Below are 15,933 nucleotides of genomic sequence, written 5' to 3'. Positions count from 1 at the left end.
CCTGCCCCGAGCGACCGCCCGGAGTCCCGGAGTCCCGGAGTCCCGGAGTCCCGGAGTCCCGGAGTCCCGGAGTCCCGGGGAGTCCCGACGTCCCGGAGGCCGGACGGCGGGGCGGCGGGCGGGGGAGCGGGCGCGCGGCCTTGGCGGCACAGCGCGCACACAGAACCACCACAAGCCGCGCTTTAGCCGTACTGGGCAGGGTGCGAGCGTCGGCACCGCATGCCCCCTGCCGGCGCCGTCACCCCCACGCGCCCCGAGGGAGCCGATGTTGTCCACCGCAGCCGCCGCGACGGCCCTCCGCCTGCGGGGGCGGCGCGCCGGCGGGCGGGGTCCTGCGTCCGGCATCGCGCCGCGCGTAGCGCGCACCCCGGCCCAGGCGGCCCGCACCCCGCACCGGGAAAACGCCTCCGGCGGGCACCCGCCGCCGCACCCGGACGCGGCGGCCGACGCACGGCCCCACGCCCCCACGCCCCGCCCGCCGCGCCGTACATCCCCCGCGCCCTGCCCGCCGCGCCGCATTTCCCTCTCGCCCCGCCCGCCGCGGCGCCCGCGCCCGCACCCCGCCCGCGGCCAGGGGCTGAGGAGATCACCGAAGGAGACACCGGCCCATGAACACACCGCCGCGGCCCTCGCCCGCGCAACGGCTGCGCGCCCTGCACCAAGACGGGCGGCTGGCCGCCGACTGGCCCGCGGTGGTGCCGCTGCTCGCCGAGGCCGCCGAGGCCGCCGGCCGCGACCGTGCCGGGGGCCCGGAGGAGCTGCTGGCCTGCGGTGAGATCCTGGCGGCCGTGGAGCCGGGCGAGGTCCTCGCCCGGCATCCGGCCGTCCCGCTGGCCACGATCGCGCTCACCGGGCCCGCCGCCACGGCCCGGCTCGCCCACCCGCTCACCGCCGAACTCGCCCGGCACGGCATGCTGCTGCGCCTGGTCACCGGCGACCGGGCCGCCTACTGGCGCGACCTGGCCGACCCCGGCTGCCAACTCGCCCATGCACGGCCCGATCTGACGCTGTGTCTGCTGGATGCGGGGGCCGTCTTCGACGAGCTGGCCGCGCCCTGGGACGTCACCGACGCCGAACTGGCCTGCACCCGGCTGGCCGCCCGGCTGCAGGCCATGGCCGGCGCCCACGCGGAGCGCGAGCACGGCACCCTCGTCCTGAACACGCTGCCCCTGCTGCGCCGCCACACCCACCAGCTCCTCGACGAGAACCGGCGCACCCAACTGTCGGCGATCTGGCGCGACTTCAACGCCGGACTGCTGCGCCTGGCCACCGCCTGCCCCCAGGTCGCCGCCGTGGACCTGGACCCGCTCATCGCCGAGACGGGCCCGGCCCGCAACGCCCGCACCACCGCGCCCTTCACCGACGCGCTGCTCGCCGCCTACGCCCGCGAGGCCGGCCACCTGCTGCGCGCGCGCCGCGGCCTGACCAAGAAGTGCCTGGTCCTCGACCTCGACGACCCCCCGGGAGGCGAGGACCCCGGGGGTGTGCTGCAGGCGCTGCTGCGCCAACTGGCCGCCCAGGGCGTGCTCCTGGCCGCCCCCGGCTCCGGACTCGGCCCGGACGGGCCCGCCGGCGTGCGGGGGATCGCCGAGCGGCTGGGCGTCGGCGTCGGCGACCTGGTGCTGGCCGGCGCCGGCGAGCGGGGGCGCGCCCTGGCCCGTACCGTCCTGCCCGGCGTCACCGTCCTGCCGCTGGGCGGCGACCCGGCGCTGCACGCCGAGCGGCTGCTGCAGGACAGCTGGTTCACCGCTTCGCCGCCGGCGATGCGCGAGCGGGAGCAGCCCGCCCGCCGCCCGGGCGAGAGCGCGCGGCGCACCCCCTCGCGCCGCGCCGTCGAACGCCGTGCGGCCGAACGGCGCAGATGCTCCTACGAGGAGTCCGCGCACGGCCTCACCGTCCGGGTCACCCTGGCCACCGCACCCGCGCACGACTACGCCCGCCTGGCCCGGCTCTCCCTGCACACCGACCCGTTCAACCTCACCGGCCGGCGGCTGAGCGAACGCCGGCTGACGGAACTGGCCGCCAGCCCCGCCCACCAGACGCTCGCCGTCCGCGTCCGCGACCGGTTCGGCCAGGACCGCCTGGCGGGCGCGCTCGTCACCCGCCGGGCGGCCGACGGACTCCACCTGGAGACGTTCCTGCTCAGCTGCCGGGTCCTGGCCCGCGGCATCGAGGAGGGCATCGTCGTGGCGCTCCTGGACGCCGCGGCCCGCCGCGGGCTGCCCGCCGTGCACGCCTGCTACCGGGCCACGGCCGTCAACGGGCAGGCCGGCGCCCTCTATCCCGGCCTGGGCTTTCGCGCCCGCCGCCCGCCCACCGCCGCGGCGGTGGCCCGCGGCGAGCAGTGGTTCACCCACGACCTGGGCGAGTTGCCCCCGCCCCCCGCGCACCTCACCCTCGACCTGCGCCTGGACGACGGGCAGGGACCGCCCCCCGAACGTACTCCGGGGCCCACCGGCCGGACCGGCTGAGAGCCTGTCTTTGACCCCCCGCCCCCGCGCCCGTTGTCAGAAGTCCTCGGTGACCGTGGCGACCGCCTCCAGGACGGCCCGCCCCGCCTGCGCCAGGGTCAGGGTGACCGGTACCTGGCGGCGGCCCTGGGCGTCCTGGCCGCACCGTCCGGCCACCGCCGCGCACCGCAGCGCCGCCCCGGGCTCCACATAGCCGCGGAAGTGCACCTCCAGCGAGGACAGGGCGCAGCGCTCGGGGGCGAACCGGTGCGCCCGCCCCACCCCGAGCAGCGCCGTCTGGCGCAGCGCCTCCAGCTGCAGGGCCGCGGGCACATGGCCGTGCTCGGTGACCGGCGCCAGGGGCCAGCCGGCCGGGACGGCCACCTCCACCGACAGCCGGCCGTGGGCGGGCCCGGCCGGGCCGTGCACCAGGACGTTGCCCGGCGCGGTGCGCCCCACCTCGGCGGGGTCCACCGGCTGCCGGGAGCCCGCCGCCCGCGGCGGCGCGGCCCGCACCGCGGCCCGGCTGAGCACCTGGTGGTTGCGGTGGACCACGGGCGGCAGGAACACGACGTTGGCGGTGCCCGCGCCGCAGGGCACGTCGTCGATCTGCAGCTCGGTACGGAACTCCAGGGCGCGCGGCACCCCGTCGATGACCTTGTCCGGGCGCACCCGCAGCAGTGTGGTCAGCAGCGCCGGACCCGCCCCGTGCGCGCGCCAGGCGGAGATGTCGGGGGCGGCGACGGTGAAGCGGTAGAAGATGCCGGTGCGGTTGGCCGGCACCCCGAAGTGGCTCTGGCCGAGGAACTCGCCGATCTCCCGGACCATTTCGGCGCCCGCCTGCAGATCGTGGAAGCGGTGCGGGCCGTCGCCGAACACCGGGTGGGCGTGCGGCAATTCGCCGGTCAGGACGAACTCCGCCTCGCCGTCGGCCAGCCCGGCAGGCCCCACCGGCTCCCACGACCGGAGCCGGTGCACCAGCCGCAGCGTGCCGCCGCGCGGCGCCGGTGCGCCCACCGGCAGACCTTCGTCGCCGCCCACGCGCTCACCCCCTCCGCGTCCCGCGGCGCCGCGCCGGCCGGCCCGTGCGGCGCCCGTGCCCCGGCGACAGCGTCGCCCCGGGGCGCCGGGCAGAGCCAGGAAGATCAGCTGGCAGCAAGCTGTACGGCATCAAGTCTCCCCCTCTCCCGCTCCCGCCGCGGCCCGCTGCGCCTCGCCGCGGGGCGCGCGGCCGACGGCCTCGTCCAGCGCCCCCGACAGCGCCACGTTCACCCCGGCCTGGAAGCGGCTGGTGGCGTCCAGGTCCTCCATGATCTCGGCGATGTGGCGCCGGCAGGTGCGCACCGACATGCCCAGGCGGCGGGCGACCATCTCGTCCTTGTAGCCCTGCGCCATCAGCTTGATGATGGAGCGCTGCACGTCGTCGGTGATCGCGGTGCCGTCCTCCGCGTCCGGCTCGAAGACCGTGCCCTGGGCCCACTGCTGGTCGTAGAGCTTGCACAGGAAGGCCACCAGGGTCGGCTCGCGTACGACGATGGCGCCCGGGCGCCGGTCCAGCTCGCCCTGCTCGGGCAGGAACACGATCTCCCGGTCGTAGATGATCATCCGGTCGATCAGCTGGTCGGTGGTGCGCACCTCCGCGCCGGCCGCGGTCACCTCGCGTATGTAGGCGGTGGATGCCGGGTCGTTGCGCACGGTGTGCTGGTAGAGATGCTCGACCCGGATACCGCGCGCGAGGCGCTCCAGGGTGCGCCGGCGGGCGCCCTCCAGCAGGTGCGGGGGGCGGGGGCCGCCGGGCTGGACGGTCAGGGCCTGGCTCTGGCAGCGCGCCCCGAAGTCCTCGATCATGACCTCCAGGACGCTGATGTTGGTGATGACGTCGAAGGCCTCCATGCGATTGCGGCTTCTACGGCTTTCGAAGTACACCGGCAGCAGCGACAGCAGGCTGTTGCGCGTGCTGGAGACCGACTGCTGCAGCTCCCTGATCCGCTGTTCGGCGGGGCCGACCAGATCCGCGGCCGCGGAGTCCGGGCTCGCCGGCGCCAGGGTCTCCCGGTCCCCGGGCACCGGGTGCAGCAGCCGCAGGTCCAGCAGCGTACGGGCGATGCGCGCCGCCTCCTGCGGGGTCAGCCCGAGGGCGGCCGCGATGGCCCGGGGCGCGTACTTGCCCGCCCGGACGGCGGCGCGGTAGGCCGCGATGGCCTGTTCATCCAATTCATGAAAACAGGGGTCAGATGGGGAACTTTCAGACATCGCTGCAACCGCCCCCGACGGAAAGAGAATTAGTTGCCATGCAACTTTACGCCACTGGCCGTCTCTTAGCCGAGATTAGTCCGGGTGGGCAGACTGGCGGCGCACAACTCAACACCGACTGGGGGATAGTCATGAGGATTTCCGGCATGCGGAGAGAGGTTGTTGGGACGCCCGTTGCCATCGGCGTATTGGGGGCACCGGCGGCGGGGGCCGCGCAGGCCGGCCGTGCGTCCGGTGGCACCGTCACCGCCGTGGCGGCGTCGCAGGAGGCGCCGCACGGCTTGGGGCCCGAGGACGACGGCTGGGGATGACGCCGGGCTGAGGTGACGGAAAGTTGAATGGGCAGGCCACCGGAGTCCGCGGTGGCCTGCCTCTTTGCGGATGCGCCCGCTCCGGCTGCCGACCGCGGTGGCCGGTTCGCGCCTGCCCGCCCGCGCGCCCGGGACGCGGGAGCGGGCCCCGGGCCGGGCCGGGGACCTTATCTCTTCCGCATCTCTTCCGCGGCCCGCGCCAGAAGGAATCTAGCCAGAATCCACTGGTTCTCAAGTGCATGATGCGGGGCCCCGGCGTGAATGCGCGGCGGGGTACGGGCCTTGCCGCCGGGGCCGGTAATCCGCCCACCGGAATAAGGTGTTCTTCTCGGGTATTCGGCGCTGCGGCGTGATCAATTGACGTCCGCTTGCGGCCCCCCGGGCCCCGATAGCGGACACCCGCCGGGATTTCCCGTACGAGTCCGGCGGAAAGCATTCCGCATAGCGTCCCGTCCCGGCCGGACAGCGGAATAACGGATACCGCGCCGCGTCCGGCATGACCAGCGCCTGCCCCCCCCTGGCCCGCCGCCCCGGCCCCGCGGCCCGCGCCGGGCGCGGGCGACCCGTTTCGTGCACGGTGCGCGCGAGACACCCGGCCGGCGGCGCCCACGCCCGCCCGCACCGGGGCGGACCGGCCGGCGCGGGCGGGCGAGCGGCCCCCGCGGGCCGGGCCCATGAACCTGGCCCGGACGGGCCAACGGCCCACCCCTCCACCGGCGCCGCGCCCCGTGAACGGCCCGCGCCACCACGCCACATCGGCGGCCCGCCGCTCTGGCGGGGTGGCCGGAACACGCGGCCGCCCCGCACGGCGCCACCGCGCCGACCACCCCCGCAGCGCCCGGCTGCTGGGCACCCCCGCCCGTCCGGTCAGGCCAGCCGGGCGGGCGCCGACCGCGCGGCGGCGGCCGGCGCCGCGGGCCGGCCGTCACCGGGCACCAGGACGACCGGGTCGGCGCCCGGCCCCACCACCTCACCGACCACAGCGGCCTCTTGCCCGCACGGATGGGCGCGCACCACCGCCAGCAGGGCGTCGACGGCCTCGGCGGCGACCACCACGCACACACAGCTGGTGGTCGCCGCCTCCAGGGGGTCGACCTCCAGCATGTCCAGGGCGACCCGCGCCTCGTACTGCACCGGCAGCGCCGCCTCCCGCACCCGCAGCCCCAGGCCCGTCTCGTCCGCGTACGCCCGCAGCACCGCCGCGAGCCCGCCGCGGCCCACCGCCCGCACCGCCCGCACCGCCCCCGCCGGCACGGCCTCCCGCACCCGGCCGAGCAGCCCGGTCAGCGGCACGCACCCGCCCGAGATCACGCTCTCGTGGCCCAACCGGGCCCGCACCGACAGGACATGGGCGCCGAACCCGCCGAGCGGGGCACTGACCACGAGCCGGTCGCCCGCCCGGGCCCGCGCCACGGGCGCGGGGGAGCGGAGCAGGCCGATCCCCGTGGTGTGCAGATAGATCTGGTCGGCCTCGCCCGCCCGCACCACCCGCGCATCGACATCCACGACGACCACACCGGCCGCCTGTGCCGCCGCGCGCACGGAGCGGGCCACCTGCCGCACCCGCTCCAGCGCAAGCCCCGCCTCCACGACCGCCGACAGCGCCAGCCCCAGCGGCACCGCGCCGGCCGCCGCCAGCTCGTTGACGGTGGCGCACACCGCGGCATGGCCGATGTCACCGTCACCGTAGAACGGCGGATCAACGACATGCGCCCCCGCCCGCAGCACCGGCACACCGCCCCCCAGCCCCGGACACGGCCCGCACACGTCCCCCAGCGCATCGCGCAGGAACCAGCGCAGGCTGCCCGCCCCGCCCTCACCGTCGTCCGCGAGCCCCACCTGCGCCGTCCCGAGGGACGCCGCGGCAGGGGCCGAGCTCGAAGTCACAAGGCTCACCCCCCTACTCCTACGGGTATCGATCCACCGCGACACGCAAGCGGCCCCCACCGGTGGGGTGCCCCCGCCCCGGACAGGGGGCCCGCCGGGGCATCCCGGGGTGGGACGGCGCGATCCGCCGACGCCGGGCAGCGGCAGGGGTGCTGCGCCCCCGGCCCACCGCCCCGCCCCGTCACCACAAGTGGCGCTTTAGTTCCGCTGCCGACTCTGTCGGGACCCCCGACCGGCAGCCCGTCCGAGGAGCCTGGCCATGACGACCCGTATCTCCGGGCAGACGGCGTACGCCACCGAACTGCGCGGGTGGCTCACCGCCCGCCTCGCGATCTATCTGGCCCGTCCGGAGAACTCCATCGACCACGACACCCCGCTCGCCGCCTACGGCATGGACTCGGTGTGGGCGCTCAGCCTCTGCGGCGACCTGGAGGAGGAGAAGAACCTGATCGTCGACCCGACCCTGGTCTGGGACCACCCCACGGTCACCGGCATCGTCGCCCATCTCGCCCCGTGCCGCGCCGGAGCCCGCCCCGTCCACGGACAGTCACGGCACCCGGGCGGGCAGCCGCCGGGCACCGCGGTCAGGCCCGTGGCCCGGCGGGCGGGCGAGCCGGCCCCCGAGCACGGGGCAGGACCGCAAGATGCGTGCTGAACCGCGTACTTGGGGGAGCGCGGCGGGAGCGGCGCCCACCCGGTACGGGCAGCGCGGGGGCGGCGGCTTCAGGGCGCCTTAAGTCACAGTCCGTAGCTTCCGGGCGCACGCCGTGGGGGGTTCGAGCGTGGCCCGGCGCGGTGCCGTTCAGTCATGAGGGGGAACATGTCGACGGATCTGCAGACGTTACAGCCGACGGCCGAACTGGTGGGCCGGGAACTGGACCTGGTCGCCGTCCAGGGCAGACTCCAGGACCCGGCCGCCCGCCTGATCACCCTGACCGGGACCGGCGGCGTGGGCAAGAGCCGGCTGGCCGCCGAGGCCGCCCGCGGGGTCGCCGAGCTGTTCCCCGGCGGCATCCACCCCCTGGACCTGCCCGCCTGCCCCGACCTGGAGACGGCGCTCGCCCGCATCGCCCAGATCGTGCGCGGCGCCACCGCCCCCACCCTGCTCCTGCTGGACGGCGTCGAACACCTCGCGGGCGGCCTGGCCCCCGCCCTCGCCGGCCACCTCGCCGCCACGCCCGCGCTCACCGTCCTTGCCACCGGCCAGGAGGTCCTGCGCCTGTACGGCGAACGGGTCGTGCCCGTACCGCCGCTGCCGACACCGGGACCGCTCCTGGAGCCCGACGTCGCCGACGTCCAGGACAACCCCGCGGTGCGGCTCTTCATCTGCTGCGCCCACGAGGCGAACCCCCAGTTCGCGCTCACGGCGGAGAACGTCGAGGCCGTCGTCGACATCTGCAACCTCCTCGAAGGCGTCCCGCTCGTCCTGGAACTGGCCGCCCGCCGCCTGCGCCTGTACCCGCCGCAGGAACTGCGGGCCTGGCTGCGGCGCGGCGGCGACAGCCATCTGCCCGGACCCGTGGACGTACCGCCGCGCCAGCGCTCCACCCTGGCGATCGCCGACTGGAGCTGCCGCGGCCTGAGCCAGGACCAGCGCCTGCTGCTCGCCCGCCTCGCCCTGTTCCAGGGCGGCCTCACCCTGGCCACCGCCGAGAAGGTCTCGCCGCTGGGCGCGGGCGAGACGGCCGTGGCCCTGGAGGCCCTGTTGGACCGCAACCTGCTCACCCTGGAGGAGAATCCGCACACCGACAGCCGGCTGACCATGTCGCGCACCCTGCGCGCCTACGGCCTGGCCCTGCTGGACGCCGCCGGCCCCGGCCAGGCCGGCGCGGCCCGCCAGGCCCACGCCCGCTTCTACCAGAAGCTGCTGCACACCCTGGAGGACCGCTTCCACGGCTCGGAGCAGCAGCGCTGGCTGCGGGCCGCGGCCGCCGAACACGACAACGTGCTGGCCGCCTTGCACCACCTCACCGACGCCCACGACCAGCGGGCCCCGCACCGCACAGGCGCCGCGCACCCCCGCGGCGGCCGGCTTGAGCGCGAGCGCCCAGCCGCCCTGCTGGAACGGGCCGCCCTGGTCACCGCCTGCCTCTGCCCCTGGCTCATCCGCGGCGAACTCACCCAAGGCCTGCGCTGGTTCGACTCCACCGAACGGGCCCTGCACGACGAGGAGGGGGAGGAGGACGAGGAACGGCTGCGCGCCCGCGCCCGCCTGAGCACCGGCGCCGGCGTCCTCGCCGCGGCCCTGGGCGATTACGACGGCGCCGCCCACCGACAGCGCCGCGCCGTCGAGGCCTACAAGCGGCTGCGCGACCCGGGCGCCGGCGCCCTGGCCGCCGCCCGCCGCGGCTACGCCCTCTTCCGCTGCGGCGACCGGGCCGCGGGCCAGTCCCTGCTGTCGGCCGCCCGCACCACCCTCAACGTGCAGGGCGACACCGCCGGATCCGCCGAGGCCGCCACCGCCCTGGCCGAAGTCCTGCTCGCCGGCGGCGAGAGCACCCCGGCCCGCGCCCTGCTGGAGCGGGCCGAACGCATCCAGCGCCAGAACGGCGCCATCCGCGACCTGGCCCGCACCCTCCGCGTCACCGCCCGGCTCTGCCTGCACGCGGGCGACGAGAGCGCCGCCCGCGCCGCGCTGCGCGAGAGCATCAGCCTGTACGACTCGATCGACGAGCGCACCGAACTGCCCGCCGTCCTGGACACCTTCGCGCTGCTGCTGCTGCGCACCGCGGGCCAGCCCCAGCGCGCCGCCCGCCTGCTCGCCGCCGCCCAGGCCCTGCGCGCCCGCACCGGAGCGGGCAGCGACGGCGCGGACCGCGACCAGCTGCCGGGCGCCGCCGCCGAACTCCGCCGCCAGCTGGGCCGCACGGTCTTCGCCTCCGCCTGGGCGGAGGGCCTGCGGCTGCGCCCGGCGGCGATGGCCGCCGAGGCACTGGCCGTCGCCGAACCCGGCCGCGCCGAAGAGCGCAGCGAGGCCGGCGCCCTGACCCCGCGCCAGCTGCAAGTCGCCCTCCTCGTCGCCGACGGCATGACCAACCGCCAGATCGCCCACCAGCTGGACATCGCCGAGTGGACCGTGGTCAACCACGTCCGCCACGTGATGCGCAAACTGGGCTGCAACTCACGGGTCCAGGTCGCCTGGGCCGTCGGCAGGAGGCAGTGATGGCGGCCGCCCAGCGCACCCCCCCGACCCCGCCCGCCGCCCGCCGCCACCCGCCGGCCCCCGCCCCCCTCGCCCCCCTGCTCGGCGCGCTGCGCCCGCCCGCCGAGGTCACCCGCCTCTTCCAGCAGCAGGGCCGGTGGCGCACCGAGACCGTGCTGCACGACCTCTACCGCGGCGCGGCCCGCCACCCGCACCGCACCGCGATCGTCTCCCACCACGCCCACCGCCCCGCCCAGAGCCGCCTCACCCGCCTGACCTACGCCCAACTCGCCGCCTGCACCGACCGGTTCGCCCTCGCCCTGGACGCCCTGGGCGTACGCCCCGCGGACCCGGTCGCCTTCCAGCTGCCCAACCGCTGGGAGACCTGCGCCCTCTTCCTCGCCTGCCTGCGCATCGGCGCCGTGGCCGTCCCCGTCATGCCCGGATACGGCGCCCACGACCTGGCCGCCGTCCTGGGCGCCGCCCAGCCCCGGCTGTGCGTCGTGCCCGACCAGTGGGAAGGCGTCGCACCCGCCCAGATCCTCGCCGGCCTCGCCCCCGGCCTGCCCTGGCTGCGCCACCGGGTCGTGCTCGGCGACACGGCGGACACCGGCGCCGTCGACTTCGCCCACCACTTCCTGCGCACCGCGCACGAACGCCACCGGCCCGCCGCGGGCCTGGCCCTGCCCCCCGGCCTGCCCGACCGGATCTGCCTGGCCGTCACCTCGCTGGGCCTGCACGCCGCACACAGCATGGCCCTGCACACCCCCAACTCCCTGCACGCCGGCCTGCCACCGGCCCCCGAGCCGGGCGGCGCCAGCTTCTCCGCCCTGCCCCTGGCCACCCTGCCCTCCCTGCTGCACGCGGTGCTCGGCCCGCTCACCCGCGGCTCCACCGTCGTGCTCCAGGACCTCTTCGACCCCGAGAGCGCCCTGGACCTGATGGCCGCCGCCGACGTACGCCAGGCCTACGCCACCCCCGCCCAGTGGGCCGAACTCGCCGCCGCCCAGCACCGCCGCCCGCGCCCGCGGGCCGCACTGAGCCTGGCCCTCACCTCCGATCCCGCCGGCACCCCCGCCGCCCTGGCCCAGCAGGTCCACCACCTCCTGGGGGCACCGCTGCGAGCCCAGCCCCGGCCCCGGCCGCAGCTCCGGCCCGGGCCGTCCTCACCGACGGCGGTGTGGCGGCGCGAGAGCGGCCGGCCCAGCCCCACCTGGGGGCCGCAGGGGCACACCGGCCCCGGCGACCCGGTGGACCTGGACGAGACCGGCCAGCCGCGGCTGCGCACCGAGGAGGTCGGCGGCCTCTTCCTGGTCCCGGTCACCGAGATCGAGGCACGCCTCCTTGCCCACCCCCGGGTCGCCGAGGCCGCCGTCGTGGCCTGCACCGACCCCCAGCACGGCGAACTGGCCTGTGCCGCCGTGGTCCCCGACGGGGACCCGCCCACCCTGCTCGAACTGCGCGATCACCTCCTTGGCCAGGGCGTGCCGCCCGCGCACCTGCCCGCCCGCCTGGAACTCATGGGCGGCCTGCCCCGCGCCGAGAGCGGCGAGCTGCACCGCCGGCGCCTGCAGGGGGCCCTGGCCGCCCGCCGCCCGACCCGCTCGGCCTGAGCGCCCAGGTTCTGCCCCCGGCCGGGTTCAAAGACAGGCTCTCAGGGCTGTTCGGCCGGCACCCCGTCGAAGACGAGGATCCGGCCCCGGGTGTTGCGCACCCGCAGCGGCGCGATCGCCTGGTAGCCGGGCGAGTGGTACCAGCGCCGGGCGGCCTCGGTACTGGGGAACTCGATCACCCCGGTGAAGGCCTGGCTCTCGCCCTCCAGGACCTGGCTGGGCACACCGCGCACCAGGTAGCGGCCGCCGTGCGGCTCCAGGGTGGAGACGAGCTGCGCGCTGTAGGCCGCCACCTCCTGCGGGTCTCCGGTCAGTTGGGCCTCGGCTATGACGTACGCGGTCATCTGCGGTGTCCTCTCTGGGGTGCGACTGCGCGGACCGCGCGGACCGCGCGGGTCTTGCGGGTGCTTGGGTGGTGCGGCGCACGGGCCGCGGGCATGAAGAAGTCCCCCCGCTCCCGAAAGGGTGCGAAGGGACTTCGGCCGGGTGCGGCCGGGTGGTTACCGGCGGCCGGCGGAGAGGGGTTCGGAGGTGTGCCGGGGCAGCGCGGAGGCCGCCGTGCGGGTCAGGGCGGCGACGATCAGCAGGGCGAACGCGCCGAGGGCCGCGACGACCCGCACCACGTGCGCGCCCTGCCACTCGTCGCGCACGTCCGCCCAGTCGGAGGGCGGCGCCGCCACGTTCCAGTCGTTCTGGTCACCGTTGATCGGCAGGTTGATGGTCAGCGTCACCACCAGCACCACCAGCATCAGGGCGAGCGCCGCCACCGGCAGCCACAGCTGCCGGTCGCGGGAGCGCCGCAGCGTGACGATCAGCAGGACGGTGGTCAGGATCGCCGGGATCAAGGTGGCGGAGGCCAGGGTGTCCAGCGCGTCCAGCTCGACCTGGCGGACCTGCGCGTACACCGTGGCGTCGTAGTCGCGCAGCGAGGTCTCCAGGACGAGGACGGCCACGAGGAACCCGGTGAAGATCCCCAGGAAGATCAGGCTCGCGAAGCGCGAGACAGTGGCCAGGGGGCTGTGTTTCATTCCAACTCCTTGCAAGGGGCGGCGTGTGCGGCGTGATCGGCGTCGGTCTCGTGCCGTGTCCGGCGCGGCAGGCCCGTGCCCGCCGCGGCGGCCTCGCCCGCGCGCGCGGGACGCACGGCCAGCGAGGCCGCGACGGCACGGCCCACCGCGGCGGTGAACTCCTCGGTGGACCACGGCCATCCACCCGGGGCCACGTGCGTGAGCGTGGCGCGCTGGAAGCAGACCCCGAGCAGCAGCGCGGCGGCCGCCCCCACATCCGCATCGGCGCGGATCCGGCCGCGCTCACGCAGCGCCCGCAGGTGGCGCGCCACCGCCTCCAGCAGCTCGTCGGGGGCCGCGGCGGTCCCGTACGGCAGCGGGCGCAGGCCGGCCAGCAGCGCGTGGTCGGCGAACAGCGCGCCGATCAGCGGCATGGACTGCTCGTAGAACCACACCAGTTGGCGCACCAGACGCACACAGCACGCCTCGGCGTCCTCCTCGCGCACCGGCAGGGAGAGCAGCGCCCCGGCGGCCGGCAGCCGCTCGCGCAGCAGCGCGCCGAGCAGGTCCACCTTGCCGGTGAAGTGCCGGTAGAGGGCGGCCTCGGAGCACTGCGCGTCGGCGGCGATGGCCTTGGTGGTGGCCCCGGCCAGCCCCCGCTCGCGCAGCAGCTGCTCCGCGGCGTCCAGGAGACGGGCGCGGGTGGGGTAACCGTGTGCCGTAGTGGACATTCACTCACCCTTCCGCGTACGGGCACCGGCCGGCCGGCCGGTGCCCGGCGGTGCGGCACCGGGCCGCACCGCCGCTCTCTGCAGCGCTGGTCAGCCGCCCGTCTTGGCCTGCGGCTCCTGCCCGGACTGCCACACCAGGTCGAACACGAAGCGGCGGATGCGCCAGCCGCGTGCGGTGCGCACCGTCTCCGCCTCCAGATGCCCGCCGATGTCGAAGTGCCCGGCCGGCTCGTCGCTGTCCCTGACGTGCACGGCCATCAGGTGCGAGCGCACCCGCGCGCTGTCCCCGTCCACCTCCACGACGTGGTTGGCGCACAGGTGATGGGTGCGGGCGAACGTCGTGCGCGCCATCTCCTGGAAGCCCGCAAGACCCTCGATGCCCTTGAACTCACCGAAGGGGAAGGTCAGCTGCACGTCGTCGGTGAACACCGAGTCCAGCCAGGCGTCGTGGGAGCGGTCCCTGTCCAGGTGCATGACGTAGCGGTCACACAACTGGGCCACCTCCAGACGGTCGTTGAGCAGTCGCAGCTCATCGCGCAGCGCCGCCACGGTGGCGTCGTCCTCCAGCAGGGACATGGTCGTTCCTTTCTCCGGCGGGCGCGAGGCCCGTGAACGCCGGACAGGGGGGTACCCCGGTGATCCAGGGGGTGGGAAGGGCAGATCTCAGGCGGCCCGCCGGAAGGAACTGCTGCGCCAGGCACGCGGCTCGAAGGGGGTGGGCTGGGGCCGGTACCAGCGGGCCGGGACCCACCGCGCCTGCGCCCGCTCGTCCCCCTGCGCGGCCAGGCGCAGCTGCAGCACCGCGAGCAGCGCGGCGAGTTCCTCGGGGGTGGGATCGCCCCGCTCGATGCGCACCAGCGGCGCGGGCAGGGCGGGGGCACCGCCCCGGGGCGGTGTCCCTGCGGTTGATGTCGCTGCGGTCGGTGTCGCTGCGGTTGATGTCACTGCGTACGTCCTCACTGCGGCGGGTTGCCGTGCTTGCGGCGGGGCAGGCCCGCGTCCTTGGCCTCGAGCATGGACAGGGCGTTGATCAGGGCCGCACGGGTGGCGGCGGGGTCGATGACGTCGTCGACCAGGCCGCGTTCGGCGGCGTAGTAGGGGTGGACGAGCTCGCGCTTGTACTCCTCGATCTTCTGCGCGCGCATCGCCTCGGGGTCGTCGGCCGCGTTGATCTCGCGGCGGAAGACGACGTTGGCGGCGCCCTCGGCGCCCATCACGGCGATCTCGTTGGTGGGCCAGGCCAGCGCGATGTCGGCGCCGATGGAACGGGAGTCCATGACGATGTAGGCGCCGCCGTAGGCCTTGCGCAGCACCACCGAGATCCGCGGCACGGTGGCGTTGCAGTACGCGTAAAGCAGTTTCGCGCCGCGCCGGATGATGCCCTCGTGCTCCTGGTCGACGCCGGGCAGGAAGCCGGGCACGTCCACCAGGGTGACCAGCGGGATGTTGAAGGCGTCGCAGAACTGCACGAAGCGGGCGCCCTTCTCGCTGGCCCGGATGTCCAGCACCCCGGCCATCGCGGCGGGCTGGTTGGCCAGGATGCCCACCGTGGCGCCGTCGAGGCGGGCCAGCGCACACACCAGGTTGGGCGCCCAGGCGGCGTGCACCTCCAGGTACTCGCCGTCGTCGACGATCTCCTCGATCACCTCGCGGATGTTGTACGAGCGGTTGCCGTCGGCCGGCACCACGTCCAGCAGGGCCGGGCACAGCCGGTCGGTGGGGTCCTCGCCGCGGGCGCGCGGGGGCAGTTCGCGGTTGTTGGAGGGCAGCATGGAGAGCAGGTAGCGGACCTCGCCGATGCAGGTCTCCTCGTCGTCGTAGGCGAAGTGGCACACCCCGGAGGTGCCGGCGTGGGTGTCGGCGCCGCCCAGCCCGTTGTGGGTGATCTCCTCGCCGGTGACGGCCTTGACGACGTCGGGTCCGGTGATGAACATCTGCGAGGTCTCGCGGACCATGAACACGAAGTCGGTCAGCGCCGGGGAGTAGGCCGCACCGCCCGCGCACGGGCCGAGCATCACGCTGATCTGCGGGATGACGCCGGAGGCCTTGGTGTTGCGCTGGAAGATCCCGCCGTAGCCGGCCAGCGCCGAGACGCCCTCCTGGATGCGGGCGCCCGCCCCGTCGTTGAGGGAGACCAGCGGCGCCCCGGCCGCCAGCGCCATGTCCATGATCTTGTGGATCTTCGTGGCGTGCGCCTCGCCGAGGGCGCCGCCGAAGATGCGGAAGTCGTGCGCGTAGACGAAGACGGTGCGGCCCTCCACCGTGCCCCACCCGGTGATCACACCGTCGGTGTAGGGCCTTTTCAGCTCCAGGCCGAAGCCGGTGGCCCGGTGCCGGCGCAGCGCCTCGACCTCCTGGAAACTCCCCTTGTCCAGCAGCAGGTCGATCCGCTCGCGCGCGGTCAGCTTGCCCTTGGCGTGCTGACGCTCGGTGGCCGCCGAATCCGGGCCCTCCCGCACCCGCTCCTTGATCTCCCTCAGCTGCTCGACGGCGTTGTGTGGACTGTCCATCGCTTCGCTCCTCCCCGGGCGGGCCGATT

13 protein-coding genes are annotated in these 15,933 nt (G+C 75.6%); 4 read left to right on the top strand and 9 right to left on the bottom strand.

The annotated features are described in order from the left end of the window. Positions 1–608 precede the first annotated feature (608 nt). Positions 609–2,471 carry a methoxymalonyl-ACP biosynthesis protein FkbH gene (locus ACFVYL_RS21830; RefSeq protein WP_389718579.1) on the top strand — a complete coding sequence of 621 codons (1,863 nt, stop codon included), beginning with the start codon at positions 609–611 and terminating at the stop codon, positions 2,469–2,471. A 36-nt stretch (positions 2,472–2,507) separates the two neighbouring features. On the opposite strand, the gene ACFVYL_RS21825 is transcribed toward ACFVYL_RS21830, so the two are convergent. The 3 genes from ACFVYL_RS21825 to ACFVYL_RS21815 all read right to left on the bottom strand — a co-directional run bounded on the left by ACFVYL_RS21825 (position 2,508) and on the right by ACFVYL_RS21815 (position 6,910). Further along, positions 2,508–3,491: an AfsA-related hotdog domain-containing protein gene (locus tag ACFVYL_RS21825; RefSeq protein WP_389718576.1), complete on the bottom strand. Its 984-nt coding sequence runs from the start codon at positions 3,489–3,491 to the stop codon at positions 2,508–2,510. 129 nt (positions 3,492–3,620) lie between these two features. Then, entirely contained in the window at positions 3,621–4,664 is a 1,044-nt protein-coding gene (locus ACFVYL_RS21820; protein WP_389718574.1) for a LuxR C-terminal-related transcriptional regulator, read from the bottom strand. A gap of 1,217 nt (positions 4,665–5,881) precedes the next feature. Then, positions 5,882–6,910: an AIR synthase-related protein gene (locus ACFVYL_RS21815; RefSeq protein WP_389718571.1), complete on the bottom strand. Its 1,029-nt coding sequence runs from the start codon at positions 6,908–6,910 to the stop codon at positions 5,882–5,884. A 250-nt stretch (positions 6,911–7,160) separates the two neighbouring features. On the opposite strand from ACFVYL_RS21815, the gene ACFVYL_RS21810 reads away from it, so the two are divergent. The 3 genes from ACFVYL_RS21810 (at position 7,161) to ACFVYL_RS21800 (ending at position 11,656) form a co-directional block, all read left to right on the top strand. After that, a complete protein-coding gene (locus ACFVYL_RS21810; protein ID WP_389718569.1) occupies positions 7,161–7,556 on the top strand; it encodes an acyl carrier protein in 396 nt (131 codons plus the stop codon). A 165-nt stretch (positions 7,557–7,721) separates the two neighbouring features. Beyond that, complete coding sequence (locus ACFVYL_RS21805; protein ID WP_389718566.1) at positions 7,722–10,064, top strand: ATP-binding protein; 2,343 nt, start codon at positions 7,722–7,724, stop codon at positions 10,062–10,064. After that, on the top strand, positions 10,064–11,656 hold the full coding sequence (locus tag ACFVYL_RS21800) for an AMP-binding protein (RefSeq protein WP_389718563.1): 1,593 nt from the start codon (positions 10,064–10,066) through the stop codon (positions 11,654–11,656). The genes ACFVYL_RS21805 and ACFVYL_RS21800 overlap by 1 nt, the downstream gene beginning before the upstream one ends. A gap of 41 nt (positions 11,657–11,697) precedes the next feature. Here the strand turns inward: ACFVYL_RS21800 and ACFVYL_RS21795 are convergent, their stop codons facing one another. From ACFVYL_RS21795 to ACFVYL_RS21770, 6 genes are all read right to left on the bottom strand, one after another. Beyond that, positions 11,698–12,000: a DUF1330 domain-containing protein gene (locus tag ACFVYL_RS21795; protein WP_389718561.1), complete on the bottom strand. Its 303-nt coding sequence runs from the start codon at positions 11,998–12,000 to the stop codon at positions 11,698–11,700. A gap of 156 nt (positions 12,001–12,156) precedes the next feature. After that, entirely contained in the window at positions 12,157–12,684 is a 528-nt protein-coding gene (locus tag ACFVYL_RS21790; protein ID WP_389718559.1) for an anthrone oxygenase family protein, read from the bottom strand. Then, complete coding sequence (locus tag ACFVYL_RS21785) at positions 12,681–13,394, bottom strand: TetR/AcrR family transcriptional regulator (RefSeq protein WP_389718557.1); 714 nt, start codon at positions 13,392–13,394, stop codon at positions 12,681–12,683. Before ACFVYL_RS21785 ends, ACFVYL_RS21790 begins: the two co-directional genes overlap by 4 nt. 90 nt (positions 13,395–13,484) lie before the next feature. Beyond that, positions 13,485–13,970 carry a nuclear transport factor 2 family protein gene (locus ACFVYL_RS21780; protein WP_389718554.1) on the bottom strand — a complete coding sequence of 162 codons (486 nt, stop codon included), beginning with the start codon at positions 13,968–13,970 and terminating at the stop codon, positions 13,485–13,487. An 87-nt stretch (positions 13,971–14,057) separates the two neighbouring features. After that, positions 14,058–14,339, bottom strand: a complete 282-nt coding sequence (locus tag ACFVYL_RS21775; protein WP_389718551.1) for an acyl-CoA carboxylase epsilon subunit — start codon at positions 14,337–14,339, stop codon at positions 14,058–14,060. Between the two features lie 11 nt (positions 14,340–14,350). Further along, on the bottom strand, positions 14,351–15,904 hold the full coding sequence (locus tag ACFVYL_RS21770) for an acyl-CoA carboxylase subunit beta (protein ID WP_389718550.1): 1,554 nt from the start codon (positions 15,902–15,904) through the stop codon (positions 14,351–14,353). Positions 15,905–15,933 lie beyond the last annotated feature (29 nt).

It is taken from the genome of Streptomyces sp. NPDC058308, from assembly GCF_042880275.1.
Taxonomy (GTDB): domain Bacteria; phylum Actinomycetota; class Actinomycetes; order Streptomycetales; family Streptomycetaceae; genus Streptomyces.
Note: the sequence above shows the minus strand (reverse complement) of the source record. Positions and strands in the feature narration are given on the sequence as shown.